Source organism: Streptomyces sp. NPDC107550 (genome assembly GCF_055639095.1).
Genome location: NZ_JBVKBC010000007.1, coordinates 168,860 through 192,581, shown reverse-complemented (window position 1 = coordinate 192,581; position 23,722 = coordinate 168,860). Strand labels below are relative to the sequence as shown.

Genomic DNA, 23,722 nt, shown 5'->3' with positions numbered 1-23,722 from the left:
TTGTCGGGCCGCATTCCCCCCGCGCAGGCCCCGACCCTGTGTGTACGAGGAATCTCATGGCCCATCGACCCGGCACCGCGTGGCAGTACGCCGTGCCCACCACCGGCAGCACCCACCTTCCGCCGGACTCCGGCTACGGCAAGGCGCTCACCCACCAGGGGTACGGCTTCGAGGTGGCCGTCGCCGACCTGATCGACAACTCCATCGACGCGGGCGCCGACGAGGTCGTCGTGCACTTCCTGCGCGACGCCGACCGCATCCTCACCCTGCTGATCATCGACAACGGCAGGGGCATGGACGGCCCCGGGCTCGACGCGGCGATGACCGTGGGCCGGCGCCGCGACTACGGCGAGGGCGCGCTCGGCATGTACGGCACGGGCCTGAAGGCGGCGTCCCTGTCGCACGCGTCGTCGCTCACGGTCATCAGCCGCACCCGGCGCAGCCGCGCCGCGGGGCGCCGACTGACCGCGGAGGGCATCGAGGACTCCTTCCGCTGCGACACGGTCGACGCCGGCTACGCGCAGGACATGGTCGACCGCTACGACGGCATCATCGAGTGGCAGGGCACGGTCGTGCGCTGGGACGGGGTACGAGCCTTCGACACGGTCGCGCGCGGGCAGAGCGAGGCGTTCCTGTCCAAGGCGATCTCCCGGCTCGAGACCCATCTCGGCCTGTACCTCCACCGCTTCCTGAGCAAGGGCCTCAAGCTCGACATCGCCGTGTGGGACGTGACCGGAGCGGGCGACGGATTCGGCGAGGAGGTCGACCACATCGCGGTCCAGCCCTTGGACCCGTTCGGCTACAAGGTGCCGGGGCACAAGGGCTATCCGCGCACGTTCACCGCCCCGGTCGAGGGCATCGGCGAGGTCACCCTCACCGCCCACGTGTGGCCCGCGAAGTCGAAGCAGGCGGGCTTCCGCCAGGTCGGGCCGCTCACCGAGCGACAGGGCTTCTACTTCTACCGCAACGACCGGCTCGTGCAGGCCGGCGGGTGGAACGGACTGCGCGGGGCGGAGAGCCACCTCGTGCTCGCCCGCGTCGAAGTCGACCTCCCGACGACGGCCGACAGCGTCTTCAGCCTCGACGTGAAGAAGGAAGGCGTCACGGTGACGCCCGCGTTCACGCTCGGCGTGGAGAAGGCGGTCGACGCTGCGGGAGCGGGCTTCCACCGCTTCCTCGCCGACGCCGAGACCGCGTACCGGGACGGCGCCAAACGCTCGGAGATCGTGCGCAAGCCGGTGACGCCCCCGGGCAAGGGCCTCGACCCCGCAGTCAAGCGGGTGATCAAGGAAGAACTGCCCGAGAAGCCCGGGGAGGAGCCCATCGCGTTCACCTGGGCGGCGCTCGCCGACGACGTGTTCTTCGCCCTGGACCGCGAGGCCAACGCCATCCTGCTCAACAAGGCGTACCGCGACGACTTCGACGACGGCCGGCGCGGCGGCTCCAACGACGCCCCCGTCACCAAGACCCTGCTCTATCTGCTCCTGGAGGACTGCTTCGGCCTCGGCCGCTGGGAGAAGACCCGCCAGGACCGCGTCGACTACTGGAACACGATCCTGCTGGCGTCGGTGCACGCCCAGCGCGAGCGGCGCGCCGGCGCCTGACCCTCTCACCCGCACACTGCGCTCCGGAGACCCACGCCTTCATGCACACCGACGACACCCTCCTGCGGATCCACACCGACACCCTGGCCGGGATGGGCGCGGCGCCGCGCCACTTCGGCAAGTTCGCCGCGTTCGTGGCCGACGAGACCAACCCGGACGAGGACCTGCGCGAGGACACGTTCCGGGCCCGCCTCCTCGGCGGCGACGGGGAACTGGCCGCGCTGTGGCGCAGGCACCTGACCCGCTGGGACTTCGCCCCGGAAGCCGCGTGGGCCCCGGGGACGGCGGCGCGCACCCGGGCCCGCCGCGACGCGGCGTACGACAAGCTGGCGTTCGGCACGGACCTGCGCAAGGTCCTCGACGCGACCGTCAAGGTCGCCGAGGTCCCGGCCCCCACCGTGATCACCCGCGAGTTCACGCCCTGGTACACGCCCGAACGCGCGGCCGCCCACTCCTTCTACTGGACGGCGTACGAGGCCAAGCTCCGCGCGAAGGGCTGGTCCCCCGAGGCCGTCGCCAGTCTCGACGAGGCGAGCCGCGCGGTCGTCGAACGACTGACCGACCCCGAGCAGGAGCAGCCGCGCCGGGCCAAGGGCCTGGTCGTCGGCTATGTGCAGTCGGGCAAGACCGCCAACTTCACGGGCGTGACCGCCAAGGCGATCGACGCCGGCTACCGCCTGGTCATCGTTCTCGGCGGCACGCTGAACATGCTGCGCTCGCAGACGCAGCGGCGGCTCGACATGGAGCTGATCGGCCAGGAGAACATCCTGCGGGGAGCCGACCCCGACGACCTCGACGCGCTCGTCGGCGTGGACTACGTGAGCGACGACGACCCGGAGTGGCCGCAGTTCGTCTCCCACGGCGGCCGGCCCTCGCTCCGCGGTGGGTTCGACATCGAGCGCCTGACCACCCGCGACAACGACTACAGGTCCCTGGCGACCGGTATCCGCGCCCTGGAGTACGAGAAGCGCGACCCGTCCCGTCCCCTGCACGACCCGGCGAACCTGCATCACGCGGCGGCCCGCGTGATGGTCGTCAAGAAGAACAAGAGGGTCCTCGGCAAGCTGGTCAAGGACCTGAAGCAGGTCAAGGCGCTGCTCGGCGAGCTGCCCACGCTGATCATCGACGACGAGTCCGACCAGGCGTCCGTCAACACGTCCGACCCGAAGAAGTGGCAGGCGGGCAGCACCGAGCGGACCGCGATCAACGACCACATCTCCCAGTTGCTCGCCCTCCTCCCGCGCGCCCAGTACGTCGGCTACACGGCGACCCCCTTCGCCAACGTGTTCGTCGACCCGTCCGACGGCGAGGACATCTTCCCCTCCGACTTCCTCATCTCCCTGCCGCGCCCGGCCGGTTACATGGGCGTGCAGGACTTCCATGACCTCGACAACCCGGTGCCGTACGAGGAGCGCGACGTCGCCACCTCCCAGGAGAAGGCCCACGTACGCGGCGTCTACGAGGAGTCGACGGGCGACGACCGGCTCCAGGAGGCGATGGACGCGTTCGTCCTGTCCGGTGCGCTGAAGCTGTACCGGCAGGACCACGGCGTCGCCGCGGGTCCCTTCCGCCATCACACGATGCTGGTGCACGAGTCGGTCAGGACGGACGACCACGCCGAGCTGGCGCTCCGCATCAACTCCATGTGGCACGAGGCGGGTTACCAGTCGACGGCCGGACACGCCCGCCTGGCGGCGCTCTACGAGCGGGACTTCGCCCCGGTGACGGCGGCACGGGCCGCCGACATGCCGGCCCCGGCCTCGTACGAGGACCTGAAGGGGTACGTCAACAAGGCCCGGCAGTGCATCGCCTCCGGCGGCCGCCCGGTCATCGTCGTCAACGGCGACTCCGACCGCTACTTCGACCAGCTCGACCTGGACTTCAACGCCCCGGGGAACGTGTGGAAGATCCTGGTGGGCGGCACGAAGCTGTCGCGCGGCTTCACCGTCGAGGGCCTGACGGTCACCTACTACCGCCGCACGACGCGTCAGGCGGACACGTTGATGCAGATGGGCCGCTGGTTCGGCTTCCGCCCCGGCTACCGGGACCTGGTCCGTCTCTACATCGGCCGCGAGGAGCCCTACGGCAAGGACGACACCGCCGATCTGTACGAGGCGTTCGAGGCGATCTGCCGTGACGAGGAACTCTTCCGCGAGCAGCTCTCCCGCTACGCCGAACTCGTCGACGGCAAGCCCCAGCTCACCCCTGCCCAGATCCCGCCCCTGGTCTCCCAGCACCTCCCCTGGATCACACCGTCGGCCCGCAACAAGATGTTCAACGCGGAGCTGGTGGAGGTGCGGTCGCCTGGCGTCTGGGTGGAACCGACGGCCTACCCCGAAGAGCCCAAGGACCTGGAAGACAACGTGACGTGCTGGGAACCCGTGCTGACCGCGCTGGGGCCCGAGCCGGTCGAGCTCGGCGTGGAGGGCGGGCGCCGGTTCGCCGCCCGCGTCGGGACGGTCGACCACGCCGACCTTCTGCGGGTGCTCCGCGATCTGCGCTGGTCGAACCCCGAGCAGTTCTCCCCGCACCTGGAGTTCCTGGTCGGCGCGGACCAGGGCCCCCACGCCGTCGACGACTGGTTCGTGATCGCGCCGACGCAGACCTCGGCCCGACGCAGGGAGGCCCGCGTACTCGGCCACGGGCCCTTCTCCCTCGCCCGCCGTACGCGTCGCAGGGGGCCGTTGTTCGGCGCCATCCGCGAGCCCCACCACGTCGGGGCCGCGCTGCGCCTCGCGGGGGCCGCGGGCGCGACGGTCGGCAACGCGACCGTCGAGGAGAACATCCGTCCGCGGCGAGGTGCGCTCATGCTGTATCCCGTGGTGGAATCCGAACCCCGGATCAAGTCCGACGGTTCGGTCGACCCCCGCGACCTCGTCATGGCCTTCGCCTTCGTCACCCCGATGTCGACGGCACGAAGCGGCGGAAGCCTGGTGCGGTTCCGCGCCGTCGACTCGGGCAGGTCGGACAAGGCGGTCGTCGACCGCGTGGACAGACGTGAGTGAGGCAGCAGGGCAGTGAACGACGTACGACCCTCGTCCCCCGGTGTCTCCGCGCGCATGAGTCGGCAGGCGAGCAAGGACACCGGGGCCGAGCTGGCCGTGCGTCGTCTGCTGCACGCGTCGGGGCTGCGCTACCGGCTGGAGTACCCGGTGCCCGGCATGGCCCGGCGCCGGATCGACGTGGCGTTCCCACGGTTGAAGGTGGCCGTGCTCGTCGACGGGTGCTTCTGGCACGGATGCCCACGGCACGCCACCCACCCGAAGGCGAACGCGTCCTGGTGGCGGACCAAGCTGGAGCGCAACGTCGCCCGCGACCGGGAGACGACGGAACACCTCGTCGCGCAGGGGTGGACGGTGTTGAGGTTCTGGGAGCACGAGCCGCCCGAGGACGTGGTGGACGTGGTACGAGGCGTGGTCGAGCGCCGACGTGGGGAAATGAGGCAGGGACAGAAGTGAGCGGACTGACGTTCGTCGACGTGTGCAGCGGCGCGGGCGGGCTGGCCGTCGGCATGGAGCGGGCCGGGTTACGTCCCCGGCTGCTGGTCGACAACGACCCGGTGGCCTGCGAGATCCTGCGGCTGAACCGGCCCGACTGGCCGATCGTCATGGCCGACCTGCGGGACTTCGACCCGGTGGAGAACACCGAGGTCTACGACGTCGACGTACTCCTCGCGGGAGTGCCACGCTTCCGTTCCGCCGCCACGGTCCAGCGGGCCTCGGACGACGAGGCGGTCCGCATGTTCCACACGGCCGTGTGGCTCGCGCCGGCCGTTCGTCCGAAGGCGCTGGTGATCGAGAACGTGCCCGCCATGGTGGAGTCCGAGGAGCTGACGGAGGTCCGCGCCCTCGCCCACGCCGAGCTGGAGCACCTGGGCTACCGCCTGCACTGGGCCGTGCCCAACGCCATGGACTTCGGTGTCCCGCAGGACCGCAGGGTGGGCCTGCTCGTCGCCGTGCGCGAGGAGTACGCCGACGCCTTTCGGATGCCGGAGCCCACCGTGACCCGGCCGATCACGGTGGGTGAGGCCCTCGTCGCCTCCATGCTCTCCGCCGGCTGGACGGGGGCCCGACGCTGGGCCGCGTACGCCGACGACGTGGCCCCCACTCTGGTGGGCGGGTCCCCCAACAGGGGCGGCGCCGACTTCGGGCCGCGCGGATCGCAGCGGCGCTGGCAGCGCATGGGCGTGTACACGAAGTCGTACGGTGACGCCCCGCCCGGGCCCGAGTTCCACTGGGACCCCGACAGAGGCGACGAGGGGATGGTCCGGGTCACCGTCGAGCAGGCGGCCCTGGTCCAGGGCTTCCCGGCCGAGTGGCGCTTCACCGGGGGCAAGACCAAGCGCTACGGGCTGATCGCCCAGGCGTGCCCGCCTCCCCTCGCGGCCGCCCTGGGCCGCGCGATCGGCGAGGCGGTGCGCGGCACGCGACACCCGGCCGCCGGCTAGACTCCACTCCCGTACCACCCTCAGGAGCAACGGAAACCACTGTGCCTCAACCCAGGAACTTCAAGGTCCTCGACCTGTTCGCCGGCCCCGGCGGACTGGACGTCGCGGCACACTTTCTCGGGATTCCGAGCCTGGGGGTCGAGTGGGACAGAAACGCGTGCCTGACCCGCTACGAGGCCGGGCTGGACACCATCCACGGTGATGTCTCCCGGGTCCGGGTGGAGCGCTTCGACGAGATCTCCGATGAGTACAACGTGCTGGCCGGCGGACCGCCGTGCCAGTCCTTCTCCGTCGCGGGCAAGGGCCGGGGGCGCGAACAGATCGACGACCTCAGGAAGCTCATGAAGCTGATGGAGGCCCTGGTCGACGACCATGAGAACCCGGGTATCGACACGGAACTCGCCAAGCTCGACCCGCGTGCCGCGCTCGTCCTGGAACCGCTGCGCTGGCTGCTGAAGCGCAACGCCGTGCACGGCAAGCCCTACGATGCCGTCGTCCTGGAGCAGGTCCCGACGGCACTGCCGGTGTGGCAGGAGTACCAGGAGATCCTCGGCAGCCTGCCCGGCGACCTCGCCTACGAGTGCGCCGAGCCCCGCGTCCTGCGCACGGAGCGGTACGGGGTCCCGCAGACCCGGCAGCGAGCCATCTTCGTGGCGCGGCGGAAGAACGCCGGGTTCACCGGACCGCTGGAGCTGCCCCCGGCGGTGTTCCGCAGCTTCGACCCGCGAGCCCAGTACGAGCGGGCCGTGGAAGCACCGGTCCAGGAACAACTCGAGTTCGACCCCCACCACGACTCGGGGCCCAGACCCTGGCGCTCCATGCACGACGCGTTGAAGGCCGCCGGGCCCTTCCTCACCTTCCCGGAGGGCACGGCCGCGCTTCCGGAGAACTTCGTCGTGGTCTCCAACTACGGTTCGGGCGGCGATCCGAAGAAGCGGGGCCGCCGTTCCAGTCACTTCCCGGCGTTCACCGTGACCGGCAAGGTCTCGCGCAACGTCGTCATGGCCGCCGACGAGGAACTCCGCCGCTTCACGATCCCGGAGGCGGGGGCCTTGCAGACCTTCCCCGGGAACTACCCCTGGGCGGGCAACGACCGCTCCCAGCAGGTGGGGAACGCGGTCCCCCCGGTCTTCGCCATGCACGTCCTCGGCGCGGCCCTCGGCCTGCCGCTGCCCGACGACCCGGTCGCCTCCGCGTTGAAGTGGGAGCCGGCGGACGCGGAGCGGGCGGCGGAGCTCCGCACGCGCGGATGCGGCAGCCCCCACGCGTGCACCGACCTCTGCCCGCCGCAGGACTCGGTCAAGAAGCACTGACCCCCTGCGCGCCGGCGCCCTGGGTGTCCTCGTCCCGGTCCTCCCGGCCGCGGACGGGAGCGTCCTTGAAGAGGTCGGCGAAGAGTTCGGCGAGGGTCTCGACCGACTCCCGGGGCGCGGATGGTTCCCTCGGGCCCACGGGCAGGACCAGGTCCCCGGGCAGGACGGTCTCGTACGTGATCCAGTCCGCGACCGCCGAGGCGTCCCGTTCGACGTCGGGGGCCAGAACCTCGTAGGAGAGCGTCATCGCCGCCGCGTTCACCGCGGTGCACAGGCCGTTCACCTCGCGGCCGGTCGAGACGGTGCCCCGGGCCAGGAGCGCCGCCATCGCCAACGCGACCGGCCGGTGCTCGACCACCTGCATCCGTAGCGCCGTGTTAATAATGTCCTGGTACCGGCAGGAGACCGCCACCGGACTGTAGTCCTCGCCGTCACGGAAGAGTTCCGCCGTCCACCAGAGGCGGGCGAACGCCTGTTTGTAGTCGGGTCCTTGGAAGCGGGCCGCGTCCACCTTGCGCGTGCCTCCGTGCCGCCACACGACATAGTCCGGGGCCACGACGAGTGCGAGGAAGGACCACAGCTCCGGGTCGGCGGCTTCGGCTCGGGTCAGGCGCAGCGTGGCGTGCAGTCGTGGCGCGAGCCACATGTCGGCCGCAGCGGGCTTCTCGTTGCGGCACAGGTACATGACGCGGTCGACCAGCGCTCGTAGGGGCTCGGCGCGGAACCTCTCCTCCTGCGGCAGCGGGCGCGCGGCGTCGGAGAGCGTGATCACCCGCGGGCTCTCCTCTCCCGCGAGCAGCTTCTCGGTGAGGTGCTCGGAGGCGGTCTCCGTGTCGAGCAGGCCGAGGAACTCCGGCATGTACGAGGGCTTTTCGATGGTCACTCGGCTTCCTCACGATCGATCTTCTCGAGGGCCCGGACGGTCTCCCGAAGCACCTTGGGCAGGCCCGCCCGTTCCTGGGCCGCCGCCTGGATGCGGGACTGCAGCTCCGCCCACCCGTGGTCGCCCGTGCGCCTCCGATGCACTTCCCCCAACGCCTCGGTGGGGGTGAGGTCGGGCAGGACGGTCTGGAGCATGTCCCGCAGTGCCTCCCCCCGCCAGTCCGTGGGGAACAGCGGGCTTCCGTCGTCGGCGTCGAACTCGAGGTCTCCGAGGGCGGCGTGGAAAGTGGCCGTCCACATGGACTCCCCGAGCTGGGCGAGCAGGAGGTTGCCCACGATGCCCGCGGGACCGCTGCCCTGCGCGTCCAGGAGTTCGGTCAGACGTTCCACGTCCGTGTTGAGCCGCACCTCGGGCTTGCTTCCCGCCGCGTTGACGGACCAGGGCAGGTCGGCCATGTTCCGCAACCACAGGGGAGAGCGGGAGAACGCCGTCTCACGCACGGAGAACGTCTGCGCCCGCTCCGGGAGGGCCGCCCGCGCGTCGACGGTCCAGTGCTCCGCCGCCTCGGCGAGGACCCGGCCGGGCACGCCGCCGACCGTGCCGATGACCTGGGCGGTGAGCTGGGCGCGGTGGAAGAGGTCGGCCCGCAGTACGTCGAGATCGCCGACCCACTCGGTGGGCTCGTCGGTGGGGTGCAGTTCGAGCGCGACGCGCAGGTTGGTGGCGCCCTCCGTGAGGAGCGCGAGAACCGTCACGTCCGTCCAGGGTTCCCCGGCCCCCGTGGCCTTGGCGGGGACCGTCACCGAGACGCGCAGGCGGGCGACGGTCCAGTCGACGGTGTCCGCGGAGCCGAGGGCGGTGGTGCGGTCGGCGGACACGGCCACGTCGAGGTGCTCCCAGTCGCCGTCCGGCCCCCGTACGCCCGCCGCCTGTACGCGCAGCGCGACCGTGCCCTTGAGCGTGGGGTACGGGCGGATGACCCTCGCCATCAGTGCTGCTCCTTCTCACCGGTGCGAAGTTCGACGACGAGACCGCTTCGGCTCGCCCTCACGGGGTGGGTGGACGGGTCGGTGAGCGCGCGGAACGTGGCGCGCCGGGCGGTCGGTTCGAAGGTGAACGCCTGGTCCTCCTCCGACCATGTGCACCCCTCGATGCCCTCCAGGCTCTGCCAGTCGACGAGCGGAGCACTTCCGGAGCGCACGGCGAACCGGGCGGTCGGCGTGGCGAACGCGCCCTCCGGTGCGGAGCCCAGCTTGATCTCCCCGAACACCTCCCAGGCCCCCGAGTCCGTCGGCTCCGCCTCGACCCTGTCCAGGACGGGCACGGTGGGTCCGCCGCGCCGCCCTCGCGGCGCCGGCTTGTTCGGCTTCGTGAGCTTGGCCTTCAACCTCTCGCCGCCGACCGGCCGTTCCGCCTTCGGCATGGCGACCAGTTCCTTGACTGCCGCGTTCGCGTCGCGGACGAGGGTGGAGATCCGCCGGTGCGCCGCGTGGGAGTAGCGGGCCGCCAACTCCTCGGTCTGACGCCACTTGTTGTGCTCCGGCGGTTCCGCGGCGCGCAGGAAGCGCTCGGCGGCCTCGGCGCCGCGCGCCTCGGGGCCGGCGGCGAGACCGAGCAGGAGCACCGCCTGGAAGGGGCGCAGGTTGCTCGGCAGGGCGGGCACGTGGCTGTCCCTCACGACCATGCGGTTGCCCCGCATGGCGACCATGCGGTTGTGCCCGCCGTCCCGGTCGTCGGCGCCGGTCACCAGCAACACCGCGTCGTGCGGCTCGCCGCCCCTGACGCCGCCCTCCAACGGCACGTTCAGGGTGACCGTCGTCATGGCAACGTCGTCGGCGTGCGTCCGCCGTTCGACCGTGGCACCGTTCAGGAAGGCGCGGACGGCTCGGGTGCGTGAGGGCTGCTCCTCCTCGGGGTCCACCGATCGATCGGGAGCGATCTCGACACCGTCGCGCAGTACGCGTACGGACGCCTGAAGCATCGGGGCGCGTCCCCCTCCGCCCGTCATCGCCGCCCAGAAGTTGCGGCCCAGCGCCTTCAGCAGCCGGTCGCGCATGGCGAGCACCGAGGCGCCCTCGTCCTCGTCGCCGGCTTCGTCCGCGGTCCGCTTGTCGAACGACGCCATGTCGTAGGCGCCGACGATGAGGAAGGACGTGCCGGGCTCGTCGCCGTCCCGCGCCAGGTGCAGCCGCTCGACCTCCTCGTCGTCCGCCCACCAGGACCGGGTGATGTCGGCGCCCACCGACGCCGGGTCGGGGCGACCGAACCAGGCCGGGCCTGCCAACGCCTCGTCACCGACCTGGCGCCAGGGCAGGTCGAGACGGCCCACGACACGGTTGCGGGACCGCCCCTCGTGGGGTTCGGAGAGCGTGGAGTTGATCAACACCAGGCCGAGCCGGCTCGTCCCCCAGATGGTGGCCTTGCCCAGGCCGTAGGAGCCACCGGCGGCTGAGCCCGCCTGCTTGTGACTGTCGAGTTGACGGCGGACCACGGCGGCGAAGCGACCGTCGCCGTAGTCGTCGCCGGTGAGTCCGGCGGCGTTGTAGTCGTCCACGCGCAGGAGGACGAGTCGTTGCCGCTCACGCATGTCGTGCAGACCGGCGGCGACCACGCGGCTGACCTTCTGGTCCTGTTCCGCGACGGCCTCGTAGTGCGGCAGGAGTTCGTCCCACTGCACGGCCTCCAGGAAGCGGTGCAGGTGGGAGCCCGTCAGCTCGTGCAAGGTGTAGCGGACCCGCACCGGCCGGTCGCCGTCGGGCAGCCGTTCGTCCAGGCTGTTCTGACAGGTCTCCCGGGCCAGCACCTCCACGTCCGGGTCGAAGGCGAACGCTGCCGCGTTGCCCAGTTCCCGTCCGCCGTCGTCGTGTTGGGGCCGGTGGTACCAGGTCACGGGGAGCCCGGCCTGGGTGTCGGTGGTCCGGGTGTGGATGGTGGCGGTGTCGGTGCCGAGGGCTTCGGCGATGCGCCCGATGGTCTCCGTACGCGGTGTGGCCCGCCCCGTGATCCAGGCGGACACGGCCGCGCGGGTCACCTCGATCGTGTTGGCCAGTTCGGTCTGGGTCATGCCGGCCAACTTCAACTGCCGGGCCAGCCACGGCCCGAAATCCTCGCCCGCCTCCACGTGCACCCCTGCCTCGAAAGTCCTGCGCCGTTCCGGGAACCGGACCACAGTACCCCGCCGTCATTGACAACGGCCAGGTCGTCAAATTTTCTTTGACACGACCGGCGCGATCGACCGACGATCGGACAGGAGTCAGACAGGAGGGCGACTGGCGAGGAATGTCCGCTTCAGACCATTCGGGCTCGCGTTCGAGCTTGAAAAAGGCGGCCGGGCCCGCACCGATCCGGGTTTATCCGGAAGCTTTCACTCCACGCTTGTGCGCATCCCGCGGCGAGGTCTACGGTGTTAAATCAGCAGCCCCACCTGCCTCAGCAGAAGCACTGCACTTCTGCACATTGTCAGAGGTATGTCCGCATTCAGTGGCCGGGGTCCTCACGCCTGTCCCCGCGCATTCCTTCCGCGTCGGATTCCTTTCACTTCCTTCTCCCTCGACCACAGAACCGCAAGGAACCACTCCCCTTTTCCTCCAAGGACAGGTCACCCATGGCTCCGGACCCCGCATCACCCGTCATCGCCACTGTTCTCGAACAGTCCGCACGCGTGCTGAAGACCTACGAGGCCGACCCCGGCCTGATCCCCGAACACGCCAACGGTGAACGCCGCATCACCAAGGGCGGATACGGGGACCGCCAGCTCTTCGAGCTCGTGCAGAACGCCGCCGACGAGATCGCCGCCGAGCCCGGGGGCCGCACCCATGTCGTGCTGACGCAGACCCATCTCTATTGCGCCAACGAGGGAAGTCCGGTCACCCCGGAGGGCGCCGAGACCATTCTCCGGATGAGCGTGTCACGAAAGCGCGGCGGCCAGATCGGCCGATTCGGCGTCGGCGTGAAGTCCGTACTCGTCGTGACGGACACACCGCAGTTCTTCAGCCGCACAGGCTCCTTCGGCTTCGACCGGGAATGGTCGCAGCGATTGATCCGGGAAGTCCCCGGGGTGGCCGCGAAACTCGGCCAGGAATTCGAGACGCCCGTGCTGCGCATGGCCCGTGCCCTCGACGAGAAGGCCGAACGCGCGGACGACCCCGTCCTCGACGAGCTGATGGGATGGGCCACGACCGTCGTACGCCTGCCGCTGCTGCCGGGCGCCGCCAAACGGCTCGGGCTCGACATGTTCGGCGGCGGCAAAGGGGGAGACCGGGAGGAGTTCCCCACCGGCTTCCAGCTCTTCTCTCCTCACGTGGCACGCGTCCTGTTGCAGGACCGACGTGTCACCCCGCCTATCGACCGTCTCCTGCGCGTCGACAGCGACGACAACCTGCACGTCATCCGCGAGGAGCGCACGGGACGGCACTCCGAGACCTCTCGGTGGCGCGTGTTCGCGCACACCCACACGCCTTCCGCCACCGCCCGCACCGACGCCGGGGAACTGCACGACCGGGCGACGGTCGACCTCGCGTGGGCGGTTCCCGAGTACACCAGGGACAAGGAGAGCGGGCTGCTCACCGTCCCCGCCGGACGCGGCCGCTTCTGGGCGTTCTTCCCCACGAAGTACGAGATGGGTCTGACCGGCATCCTCAACGGGCCCTGGAAGACGAACGAGGACCGTCAGAACCTGCTGGACTCCTCCCCCTTCAACGCGGAGATGCTGTCCACGGCCGCCCGGCTCGTCGTCACCTCGCTGCCCGAACTCGCCCCCGCCGAGGACCCCGGGGCGTATCTGCGGCTGTTGCCGGGACGCGACAAGGAGACCGTGAGCTGGGCGGACAAGGCGCTGACCCGGCACGTGTGGCAGGCGACCGTCGAACTCCCCTCGCTGCCCGACCAGGAGGGGGTGCTGCGCAGGCCCGCCGACCTGCACATCACCCCGGACCTGGGCAAGGACATCCGATCGAGCCGGCGCTGGACGGCCTTCTGGAAGGCCCACCCCGGGCGCCCGGTCGACTGGTTGCACCCGTCCGCCGAGGCCACCGCGCTGCGTACCGGAAAGGTCGAGCACATCCTCTCGGCGGCCGGGCACCGCCGGGCGAACGTCCGCGAGTGGTTGGAGGCACTGGTCCAGGACGGTACTGCGGCCTCCTCCGCCGCGGCGATCCACATCGTCGCCGACATGATCGACACGAAGGCCGAATGCGCGGCCGAGGCCCGCACCGCCAGGATCGTACGCACCGAGGAGCACGGCTTCGTCGCCCCCGTGGTCGGCAAGGTGTTCCGCCGGGCGTCCCAGGACGGCCTGCGCGAGTCGCTCGTCTACGTGGACCGCGCCCTCTCCGAGGACCTCTCGCTGGCCGGCGCCCTGAACATCCTCGGCATCCGCGAGGCCGACGTGCGAGGACGTTTCCTCAGCGTCCTCGAGCAGGGTTTCGACGACTACGACGACGGCCGATGGCAGCGGTTCTGGGAACTCTTCCACCAGGCCGGGGTGAGCGCCGTCGGGCACGAGGTGCAGCGCCGCGTCCCGGACGCGCACCGGGTCCTGCGGGTGCGCACCGCCGACGGGACGTTCCGCGCGCCCGGCGACGTGATGCTGCCCGGTCCTGTCGTCACCGCCGAGAGCGACCCGGGCATCGCCGTCGACGACACCTTCCACGCGGATTCCAAGACCTTCCTCGGCACGGTCGGCGTGCGCGAACGGCCGTCGCTGGAGCACCGTCCGGAGGCCGAGCCCTGGTTCGAGGACTACCGGGCGGCCGCGCACGCCGCCTACTGCGAGCAGCTCACGGACGACACGGCGCAGCGCCCCACTCTCGCCCGTGTCCGTCTCGACGGCGCGGCGACCGGCGGCCCCCTGCATCTGCTGCCCCGGATGTCGGAGAGCGCCCGGGTCCGCTTCCTGCGGACGCTGCCCGACGCCGGCCTGATCAGCTCGTGGACGATGCAGATCGGCGCCCGGGCCGACACGCGCCGGGCCGTCCGCTCCCCCATCGTCTGGATGCTCCACCGCCACGGGCGCGTCGACACCTCGCAGGGGGTCCGACCGCCGGCGGAGGCGGTCGGACCCGCGCTCTCCGCTTACCGTTCCGTGCTGCCCGTAGCCGACCTCACGGCGGAGAAGGCGCGCCTGCTGCGCCTGCCGGACCTGGTCGAGGACGTGCCCTCCCGGCTGTGGGACGGCCTGTTGGAGCGACTGGGCAGCACGGACGACGACGCGTTCGTGGGATCGGCGTACGCGCTGCTCGCGCGGATCGATCACTCCTTCGAGGAGGGCTACCTCACCCGCTGCCGGACCGGGAACGAGTGGGGCTCCCGCACCGACGAGGACATCGCCGTGACCGCGGACGCCTCCGAGTACCGGGCGCTGCGGGCCGAGGGGGTGCCCGCCCTGCTGACGTCGACCGCGGAGGAGGCCGACACCCTGATCTCGCTCTGGGGCATGAGCCGGTACGGCGACGTCATCACCCGGGAGACCCGCGTCGTCGCCGACGGCGAGCCCCAGCCGCTGGACGAGGCGCTGCCCGTGCTGCGCCAGTACGGGTTCCGCAACGAGATCAAGGGCATGCACCTGCAGCGTGTGCGCGAACTCGAGGAGATCACCCGATCCCCCGGCGGCACGAAGGCGGAGCCGCTGCGGCACGCCCGCCAGGGCACGACCATCCTGGTGGCACGGGACGCGGACGATCTGGCGATGCTGCGCACCGTGGACGAGCTCCTGGGACTCCGCCTGGGACGGGCCGGCTGTGAAGGCCTCCTGGAGCGCGGGCGTCGGGACGCCGAGAACAAGGAGGCGTTGGCCCGCCGTTCGGCGATCCGGGAGGAGCGGGACGTCGTCCGCAAGCTGCTGCTGCTCGTCGGGGCGGACGCCCTGCGCGAGGGCCTTCCCGCCGGCCTGCTCGACGGGGAACGTGAGCAGAACGGCGGCAGCGAGCCCTCCGAGTACCGCATCGCCCAGTTGGCGTTCAACGCCCACGGCGACTCGGTGCTGCGCCAGTACCGGCGGGAGATCCGCGCGGCCCATCCCGACGCCCCGGAGGGCTACAGCGGGTCCTCGACCGCGGTGAAGTTCGTCTCCGACCTCAAGTTCCCCGAGTCCTTCGCCGGACACCGAGCCCCGCCGCTGGAGCCCAGGATCCAGGTGTCCGGGCCCACCGACTTCCCCCGCCTGCACGACTATCAGGAACGCCTGGCCACGAACGTCGTGGACATGCTCGATCAGCTGACCCCGCAGCGGGCGATGCTCTCTCTGCCCACCGGGGCGGGCAAGACCCGGGTGGCCGCCGAGGCGGTGATCCGCTGGGTGAAGAAGGTCGGAGCGCTCCCGGGGCCGATCCTGTGGATCGGCCAGACCGAGGAGCTGTGCGAACAGGCCGTGCAGAGCTGGAAGTTCGTCTGGGAGAAGGTCGGCGCGGAGACCCCGCTGGCGATCAGCCGCCTGTGGACGACCAACGAGGCCGCCGACGTCAGCGACATGCCCCATCTCGTGGTCGCCACCGACGCCAAGCTGGACATGCCCGGATGCCTGGCGGACGACTCGTACGGCTGGCTGCGCCGGGCGGCGCTGGTCATCGTCGACGAGGCGCACACCGCGCTGGGCCGCCGATACACGGAGATCCTCCGCCAGTTGGGGCTCACCGCCTACCGTACGGAACGGCCGCTTCTGGGGCTGACCGCGACCCCGTTCCGCAGCACCAACGAGGTGGAGACCCGGCAGTTGGTCAACCGCTTCGGTAAGGACCGCCTGGACCTGGGGATCTTCGACGGCCACGACCCGCACACGGAGCTGCAGAAGCTCGGCGTACTGGCCCGCGTGGAACACCGCGAGCTGGAGGGCGGTTCCATCGTCCTGGACCACACCGAGAGCGAACAGGCCAGGACCATGGGCCTGTTGACCAAGTCCGCCGAGCATCGACTCGCGGAGGACCACGACCGCAGCTCCCGCATCGTCGCGGAGATCCGTGCCATGCCCTCGGACTGGCCCGTGCTCGTCTTCGCCTCCTCCGTGGACCATGCCAAGCTGCTCGCCGCCAGGCTGCGGGACGTCGATGTCGCGGCGGCCTCGGTGGACGCGACCACCGCCCCGCTCGAACGCCGACGCTTGGTGTCCGACTTCCGCACCGGCAGGTTGCGGGTCCTGACCAACTACGGCGTCCTCACCCAGGGTTTCGACGCGCCCGCGACCCGCGCGGTCGTCGTCGCCCGCCCCGTGTACAGCCCCAACGTGTACATGCAGATGATCGGACGCGGCCTTCGCGGACCGCTCAACGGCGGCAAGGACACGTGCCTGATCCTCGACGTCCGCGACAACATCACCAACTTCGACGAGGACCTGGCCTTCACCCGGTTCGAACACCTGTGGAGCGAGCAGTGAGCGACCTCTCCGACACCGCCCCCGAGCTCACCGACGAACAGCGGGCGGTGGTCGAACGGCCGTGGGACGCCCGGGTCCTGGTGACCGCCGGGGCCGGTGCCGGCAAGACGCACACCATGGTCCGGCGCCTCGACCGTCTCGTGGGCGCCCCGGACCCCGAGGAGGCCGTCGAAGCGGACGAGCTCCTGGTGCTCAGCTTCTCGCAGGCGGCGGTTCGGGAACTGGCCGCCCGTCTGCGGGCGAACGGCGGCCCCGCCCGGAACGTGCGTCCCCGTACCTTCGACGCATGGGCCCTCGAACTGCTCTGCGGCGCCCACCCCGAGGTCGACTGGTCCACGCGTTCGTTCGACGAACGGATCGAGGAAGCCACCGCGGCCATCGAGAAGGGCGCGGTGGAAGGCAGCAGGGCCGGGGTCCCGGCGCACGTCGTCGTGGACGAGGCCCAGGACCTGGTGGGTGTCCGCCGGAACATGGTCGAGACCCTGATCGACGTGTACCGGGACTCGCTCGGATTCACCGTCGTCGGCGACGACGCGCAGTTCGTGTACGGGTTCCAGATCCCGGAGCGCTCCGAACGGGACCTGGAGGCCGGGCAGTTCTTCGACTGGGTGCGCACGTCCTTCGACGATCACGAGGAACTGCGGCTGACCCGGAACTTCCGCGCGGCGAGCGAGCAGGTGCGTACCGTGCTGCCCTTCGGTGACGAGCTGCGCAGGCCCCCGGTGGGCGAGGCGGCGCACCGCGCCGCCGAGGACACCTACGACAGACTCCGCACGCTGCTGCTGGAGCAGGCCGGCTTCCCCGCCGTCGACGACGAGATGTTCCTCGCGTCGCTCCGCGCCCCCTCGGACCGGGTCGCCCTGCTCGCGTGGGACAACCGGCAGGCGCTGAAGGTCTCCGAGATCCTGCACGCCGCAGGGGTCACGCACACGCTGCGGCGGTCCGCCCGTGACCGGCCGGTCCCCGCGTGGGTGGCGGCCCTGCTCACGGCGACGGACGCCACCACCGTCACGGAGAAGCGCTTCCACGCCGTCCTCGAGGGGGTCCCCCTGCCGCCGAGGACGGAACCGGCGGAGGTGTGGCGGGTGTTGCGCGGTGTCGCCCCGGCCCGAGGAGGGCAGGGGCTCGACCTGGGCCGGCTCCCCGGGCTGATCCAGCAGGGCCGCTTCCCCGAGGACCTGACGGAGCCGTCCCCCGCCCGGGTCGTCGTGTCCACCGTGCACCGCGCGAAGGGGCTGGAGTTCGACCGCGTGATCGTGCTGACGCCACCGACCGTCGACGAGCTGCGCCGGATGTACGGCGAGGACGTGGACATGCCGGCCGAGGCACGCGCGCTCTACGTGGCCATGACCCGGCCGCGTGAGGACCTCTACCACGTGCCCTCCCCCGAGGTCCGTGATCTGCGCCGGGACAGGGTCGGCGCCCGGGTCCACATCGCCGGAAGGAAGCCGTACCAGCGCTTCGGGGTCGAGCTGCGCGGCGGCGACGTGGACTGTTCCGCGCCGTTCGGCGGCGCCGGGGCGCCCGCCGTGCAGGCGTCGTTGCGTGAGGAGGTGTGCCCGGGCGACCCGGTCGAACTCCGTCGGGTCAACCCTGTTCCCGTGGCTGACGACCAGAGCCCTCGGTACGAGGTGTTCCTGGGCGACCGGGCGATCGGCGAGGTGTCGGAGAGCTTCAGGAAGGACTGGTTCCGGATCATGAAGGTCAGCAGGACCTGGGTCCCGAGCTGGCCGGAGAAGGTGACCGGTTGCCGGGTGGAGGCGGTGGTCACCGCCGCCGGCACGTCCGCCACCTCGGAGGCGGCCGGTCTGGGGCCCCGAGGGGTCTGGTTGGTCCCGAGGGTGAGTGGACTGGGGCGTCACGAGTGGGCGCGCGACGAGGAGGAGACGCAGTGACCGACAGTCGGCATCAGGGTGTGCACGACGCCCATTACGAGGCCCGCGAGGGACTCGTCGGCGCGCTGCGCCGCGAGCTGCTCGGGCCCACGGAGTCCGACGGGCCGGAGCACCTCGCGGAGGTCCTCACGGACGACGCTCCGCTGACCCGCTACATCGTGGGTGTGCTGCACCCGCGCAGGACCTCGCCGACCGACTCGCGCGCATCGGAGGCCGAGCGGGTCGAGGAGGAACCGGAGGCGATTCCGCTCGCCGCGGGCGGCGGAGCCGACGACGGCGGTGTGCCCGAGCCACCGGTCGCGGGCGAACGCAAGCCGTCCTCCGCCGGGCTCACCTTCGCCGTGGACCTCGGAGAAGCCTCCTCGGTCACGGTGTCGACGCGGGCCGCCGTGTACGAGCCCGTCGACGCCCAGGGGGCCAGGACGTCCGCCGTACGGGCGACGGCCCGTACCACGGCGGAGCAGCGCGAGAACTGGCGGCGCCGGCAACTCGCGTTGCGTGACGTCACGTTCGACGTCACGCGGCCGCTCCGGGCCTGGGAGGAGCTCGGGGACGGTGGTGCGAAGCTGCACGTCCACGTGCGCAGGGCCGGCGAGAGCGCGGGCAGGCGGACCGCCACCGTCACCGTCACCCTCATGAACGGCAACACGGTCGGCGAGAGCGCCCTCGCCGACGCCGACGCCCTGTTCCAGCCGGAACTGCGGGTCACGGCGGCGGGAGGCGCGGCGGCGTTCGTCGAGCGGCCCGCGCCGGCTGGTTCGCCCGACGCGGAGGTCGACGCGAGCCGCCTGCTCTACCGGCACGCGCCGGCGTTCGCGGTGGGACACGGTTGCGCGGCCGAGTGGACCTGGACACCGGCTCCCGTCGGTCTGATCGACAAGGAGCGGCCGGCCGTCGCCGAGATCCGCACCCAGTTCCTGCCGCGCCACGAGGTGCTGCTCGCCGACTCCAACACGGAGATCGAGCGGGTGGCTCCGGCGGCCCTCTCGATGAACGGCCTGGCCACCCGCTCCGACGCGGAGATCGTCGCCGACCTCACGGCGCTCGCGGACGGCTACGCGGCCTGGATCGCGGCCAAACGAGTCGAGAAGGCCCACCTGGGGGACGAGCCGCACCGGGCGGCCGCCGAGAAGCAGCTCGAAGCGTGCGAGGAGGCCCTCGGGCGGTTGCGCGCCGGCATCGACCTGCTCGGGAGCAAGCCCGACGTCATGAGGGCGTTCCGCCTCGCCAACCAGGTGATGACGGACCAGCGCTCCCGCAGCGCCTGGTTGAAGGGAGGCCGTTCAGGTGCGCCCGACCGGGAGGCGGCGAAGTGGCGCCCGTTCCAGATCGCGTTCATCCTGCTGTGTCTGGTGGGCATCGACGACCCGAAGCACGCGGACCGAAAGCTCGCGGACCTGCTGTGGTTCCCGACCGGTGGCGGCAAGACGGAGGCGTACCTCGGTCTGATCGCCTTCACCACCTTCCTGCGCCGGCTGCGCGGGGGCGCCGACGGCGGCGGGGTCACTGTGCTGATGCGGTACACGCTGCGCCTGCTCACCCTCCAGCAGTTCGAACGCGCCACCATCCTCATGTGCGCGATGGAGAAGCTGCGCCGGACGATGCCCGAGGAGTTGGGCGAGGAGGAGATCTCGCTCGGCATGTGGGTCGGCCAGTCGGCCACCCCGAACACGCTGCAGCGAGCCCGCGAGCGACTTCAGGACATCGCCACCAAGGGTGAGCTGGACACCGAGAACCCCGTCCAGCTCCAGGTCTGCCCCTGGTGCGGCACGGGCCTCGACCACAGCGACTACGACGTCGACGAGGGCGCGCGCCGCATGTGGGTCCGCTGTCGCGGCACGGACTGCGACTTCGCGGACGGCCTGCCGGTGCACCTCGTCGACGAGGACGTGTACGCGGCCCGCCCCACCCTCGTCATCGCCACCGTGGACAAGTTCGCCGCGATGCCGTGGCGCGAGAAGACCGCCGCCCTGTTCAACCGCGATCGGACCGACGACGCCACGCCTCCGCCGGAGCTGATCGTCCAGGACGAACTCCACCTGATCTCCGGCCCGTTGGGCACTCTCACCGGCCTGTACGAGACCGCCGTGGACGCCCTGTGCGACGGACCGAAGGTCATCGCCTCGACGGCCACCATCCGACGGGCCGCCGAGCAGGGACGGCACCTCTTCGACCGGGAGGTGCGCCAGTTCCCGCCCGCCGGCCTGGATGCCCGGGACTCGTGGTTCGCCGTGGAGGCGCGCGCGGTGGACAAGGCGAGCCGCGAGTACGTCGGCCTCTTCGCCCCGGGCACCAGCCAGTCCACGCTGCTCATCCGCACCTACGCCGCTCTGCTCCACCAGGCCGCCCGCGCGGATCTCGCCCCGGCCGTCCGGGACGCGTACTGGACCCTCGTCGGCTACTTCAACAGCCTGCGCCTGCTCTCGGCCGCCAAGTTGCAGGTCGAGGACGACGTGAAGGACTACCTGAAGCTGCTCGCCGAGCGGGACGGCGGCGCCGAGCGCGATGTCGACATCGTCGCCGAACTGACCAGCAGGTTGCGGGCCAGCGAGGTGCCGACCGAACTGAAGAACCTGGAGCGGCGCTTCGGCGACCCTGAGGCCGTCGACGTGCTGCTCGCCACCAACATGATCGCTGTCGGTGTCGACGTGGACCGGCTCGGGCTGATGGCGGTCATGGGCCAGCCGCAGACCACCGCCGAGTACATCCAGGCGACCAGCCGCGTCGGCCGTCGACACCCGGGGCTCGTCGCTGTGATGCTCAACTCGGCCCGCTCCCGCGACCGTTCGCACTACGAGAACTTCCAGTACTTCCACTCGGCTCTCTACCGGGAGGTGGAGTCCACGTCCGTGACGCCGTTCTCGTCCCGCTCCCGGGGCCGGGGACTGCACGCCGTCGTGGTCGCCCTCACGCGCATCCTCGTACCCGAGCTGCGCGAGAACCATCGGGCGGGCGACATCGAGGACCACCTGGGCCGGATCGAGGCGCTGGTGCGCCCCGCCCTCATCGAGCGCGTCACGCGTGTCGCCCCCTGGGAGGCGGCCGCGACGGAGGACGCCTTCGACGAGTTCGTCTCCTGGTGGCGCGACGCGGCCGCCGCCCACGGCCGGCTCCTCTACGACCCGCTCAACGACCGGGGCACGCCCGCGCTGCTGCGCCCCTTCGACGACCGCTCCGAGGAAGCCTCCGCCTGGTCCACTCTGTGGAGCATGCGGGACGTCGACGCCGAATCCGCTCTCTTCATGGAGGCCACCCGATGACACCCCCCAGGCTGCGGCGTTCCGCCCGCGCGACGGGCACACCTCGCCAGGCGCTGTCCCGCAAGGGTTCTGTCCGCCGCTCGCAGGCCGTCACGACGTACGGCGTCGGCTCCCTTGTCGCCTTCGAGCAGGAGTCGTTCATCGTCAGCGGTCTGGACGACGCCGACATGAGCTGGTCGCTCGACGAGGCCCCGAAGCTGTACGAGCACCGACTGGCCCGCGCCCTCGGGGTGAGCCACTTCCGGCTGCCGCCGGGCTCCGACGAGCGCAGCACCGACGGGGTGCGGGTGCGGCGCTTCCCCCTCATGCACAACTGCCCCGGCTGCGAGAAGCTCCAGACCGTCGGGAAGTTCAACCCGCCTCCGGGCCGGGCGGTCTGCTCGGACTGTGCGAAGGACCTCGTCCCGTCCCGCTTCGTCGTGGCCTGCGAGAAGGGGCACTTGGACGACTTCCCGTACTGGAAGTGGCTGCACCGCGCGAACCGGGCGGACGGCGCGACGGGGAGCTGCGGCGGCACTCTCATGCTCCGCACGACCGGCCGCACGGCCTCGCTCCGGTCGATCATCGTCTCGTGCACCTGCGGAACGGCGCAGGAGGTGTCCATGGAGGGCGCCTTCGGCCGGCAGGCGCTGCGCGACCTGAAGATCCGCTGTGAGGGCCGCAGCCCCTGGCTGAAGGGTGCTCCCACCGACAACTGCACGGCGACACCCCGCACGATGCAACGCGGCTCCTCCAGCCTCTGGCAGCCCGTGCTCAGGTCGGCGCTGTCGATCCCGCCGTGGAGCGACGGCTCCACGGACCCGCTCGCGGAGATCTGGGACAACCTGCGCGCGTGCGAGACGGACCGGGAGATCGGGCTGGTGCTCACCACCAAGTTCGGCGCCAACCCGCCGATCGACGTCGCCCGGGTCAAGGAACTGCTCGTCGCCGAGGTGCAGGACGACCCCCAGCCCGAGTCCGAGGAGGCCCAGGCCCCGGACGCCCCGTACCGCGTGCTGCTGCGGCAGGAGTACCGCAAGCTCTCGGAGGGCAACCCGGAGCGGGCGGACCGGAGCGAGCAGTTCGTGTGCGAGCCGCCCGCCGAGGACGACGGGGGCGCGCTCGACCCCTGCGGCCTCCAACGACCCATGCTGGTCAAGCGGTTGCGGGAGGTCCGCGCACTGAAGGGGTTCACTCGGGTCGTGCAGGCCGAGGCGGCGCCCGACAGCACCGCGGCGCCTCTGTCGTCGCGTCCTCTGCCGTGGCTGCCCGCGATGGAGGTGAGTGGCGAGGGCGTGTTCCTGCGCCTCGACAACCGGCGCCTCGACAAGTGGGCTCAGCACCGCGAGGTCCGCCGACGGGCCGCCTCCATGACCCGGCGCCACGACGACGCGCTGGTCGAGGCGACGCCGAAGGGTGCGACGCCTCGCCGGTCGCCCGGGTCGCCCCGCGTGATCCTTCTGCACACCCTCGCGCACGTGCTCATCGACGAGTGGTCGCTGGACGCGGGCTATCCGGCCGCGTCGCTGCGCGAACGTCTCTACGCCGACGAGCAGATGGCCGGCTTCCTCATCTACACGGCGACGAGCGACTCCGCGGGCAGCCTGGGCGGTCTCGTCGCCCAGGGGGAGCCGAAGACGTTGGCGCGGAGCCTCACCTCCGCACTGCGCCGCGCGTGCTGGTGCTCGGCCGATCCGCTGTGCGTCGAGTCGGGCCCGTCCGGCACCTACGGGGCGAACCTCGCGGCCTGTCACGCGTGCCTGATGCTCCCGGAGACGAGCTGCGAGCAGAACAACATCCTGCTCGACCGGGCGATGCTCGTCGGCACCCCGGAGGACCCCGAGATCGGCTACTTCGCGGAACTCGTGCAGAGCTGAACGGCGAGACGTGGCGGTCGGTCGCGGGCTCGCCCGTGCCGACCGCCGCGGACCCGCCCCGGCGCTCTCCCCGCCCCCGGCGTAGCCTCGCTGGTGCAG

12 protein-coding genes are annotated in these 23,722 nt (G+C 71.3%); 9 read left to right on the top strand and 3 right to left on the bottom strand.

Translation table 11 applies throughout. The annotated features are described in order from the left end of the window. Positions 1-56 precede the first annotated feature (56 nt). From ACZ7LY_RS12935 to ACZ7LY_RS12915, 5 genes are read left to right on the top strand one after another with little or no spacing between them, the layout of a single operon-like run. The gene (locus ACZ7LY_RS12935) at positions 57-1,604 is read left to right on the top strand and encodes an ATP-binding protein (RefSeq protein ID WP_471624597.1); all 1,548 of its coding nucleotides are present in this window, start codon (positions 57-59) and stop codon (positions 1,602-1,604) included. A 41-nt stretch (positions 1,605-1,645) separates the two neighbouring features. After that, entirely contained in the window at positions 1,646-4,609 is a 2,964-nt protein-coding gene (locus ACZ7LY_RS12930; protein WP_471624596.1) for a Z1 domain-containing protein, read from the top strand. A 54-nt stretch (positions 4,610-4,663) separates the two neighbouring features. Continuing rightward, the gene (locus tag ACZ7LY_RS12925; protein ID WP_471624595.1) at positions 4,664-5,062 is read left to right on the top strand and encodes a very short patch repair endonuclease; all 399 of its coding nucleotides are present in this window, start codon (positions 4,664-4,666) and stop codon (positions 5,060-5,062) included. Beyond that, complete coding sequence (locus tag ACZ7LY_RS12920; RefSeq protein ID WP_471624594.1) at positions 5,059-6,051, top strand: DNA cytosine methyltransferase; 993 nt, start codon at positions 5,059-5,061, stop codon at positions 6,049-6,051. The genes ACZ7LY_RS12925 and ACZ7LY_RS12920 overlap by 4 nt, the downstream gene beginning before the upstream one ends. A 41-nt stretch (positions 6,052-6,092) precedes the next feature. Beyond that, positions 6,093-7,364 (top strand): DNA cytosine methyltransferase, encoded by a 1,272-nt coding sequence (locus ACZ7LY_RS12915; RefSeq protein WP_471624593.1) that lies wholly within the window; start codon positions 6,093-6,095, stop codon positions 7,362-7,364. Here the strand turns inward: ACZ7LY_RS12915 and ACZ7LY_RS12910 are convergent. The 3 genes from ACZ7LY_RS12910 to ACZ7LY_RS12900 are packed head-to-tail and all read right to left on the bottom strand — an operon-like array spanning position 7,351 to position 11,368. Further along, a complete protein-coding gene (locus tag ACZ7LY_RS12910) occupies positions 7,351-8,247 on the bottom strand; it encodes a DUF6339 family protein (RefSeq protein ID WP_471624592.1) in 897 nt (298 codons plus the stop codon). The genes ACZ7LY_RS12915 and ACZ7LY_RS12910 overlap by 14 nt on opposite strands. Beyond that, positions 8,244-9,236, bottom strand: coding sequence for a hypothetical protein (locus ACZ7LY_RS12905; protein WP_471624591.1), 993 nt, complete (start codon positions 9,234-9,236; stop codon positions 8,244-8,246). Before ACZ7LY_RS12905 ends, ACZ7LY_RS12910 begins: the two co-directional genes overlap by 4 nt. Next, positions 9,236-11,368: a helix-turn-helix domain-containing protein gene (locus tag ACZ7LY_RS12900; protein WP_471624590.1), complete on the bottom strand. Its 2,133-nt coding sequence runs from the start codon at positions 11,366-11,368 to the stop codon at positions 9,236-9,238. Before ACZ7LY_RS12900 ends, ACZ7LY_RS12905 begins: the two co-directional genes overlap by 1 nt. Positions 11,369-11,851: 483 nt before the next feature. Here ACZ7LY_RS12900 and ACZ7LY_RS12895 point away from each other — a divergent pair, with 483 nt between their 5' ends. Genes ACZ7LY_RS12895 through drmB form a run of 4 tightly spaced genes read left to right on the top strand, consistent with a single transcriptional unit; the run spans position 11,852 to position 23,623 of the window. Continuing rightward, a complete protein-coding gene (locus tag ACZ7LY_RS12895) occupies positions 11,852-16,612 on the top strand; it encodes a sacsin N-terminal ATP-binding-like domain-containing protein (protein ID WP_471624589.1) in 4,761 nt (1,586 codons plus the stop codon). After that, entirely contained in the window at positions 16,609-18,507 is a 1,899-nt protein-coding gene (locus ACZ7LY_RS12890; protein WP_471624588.1) for a UvrD-helicase domain-containing protein, read from the top strand. Before ACZ7LY_RS12895 ends, ACZ7LY_RS12890 begins: the two co-directional genes overlap by 4 nt. Beyond that, positions 18,504-21,767 carry a helicase-related protein gene (locus ACZ7LY_RS12885; RefSeq protein ID WP_471624587.1) on the top strand — a complete coding sequence of 1,088 codons (3,264 nt, stop codon included), beginning with the start codon at positions 18,504-18,506 and terminating at the stop codon, positions 21,765-21,767. The genes ACZ7LY_RS12890 and ACZ7LY_RS12885 overlap by 4 nt, the downstream gene beginning before the upstream one ends. Continuing rightward, positions 21,764-23,623 (top strand): DrmB family protein, encoded by a 1,860-nt coding sequence (drmB, locus tag ACZ7LY_RS12880; protein ID WP_471624586.1) that lies wholly within the window; start codon positions 21,764-21,766, stop codon positions 23,621-23,623. The genes ACZ7LY_RS12885 and drmB overlap by 4 nt, the downstream gene beginning before the upstream one ends. Positions 23,624-23,722: the final 99 nt, after the last annotated feature.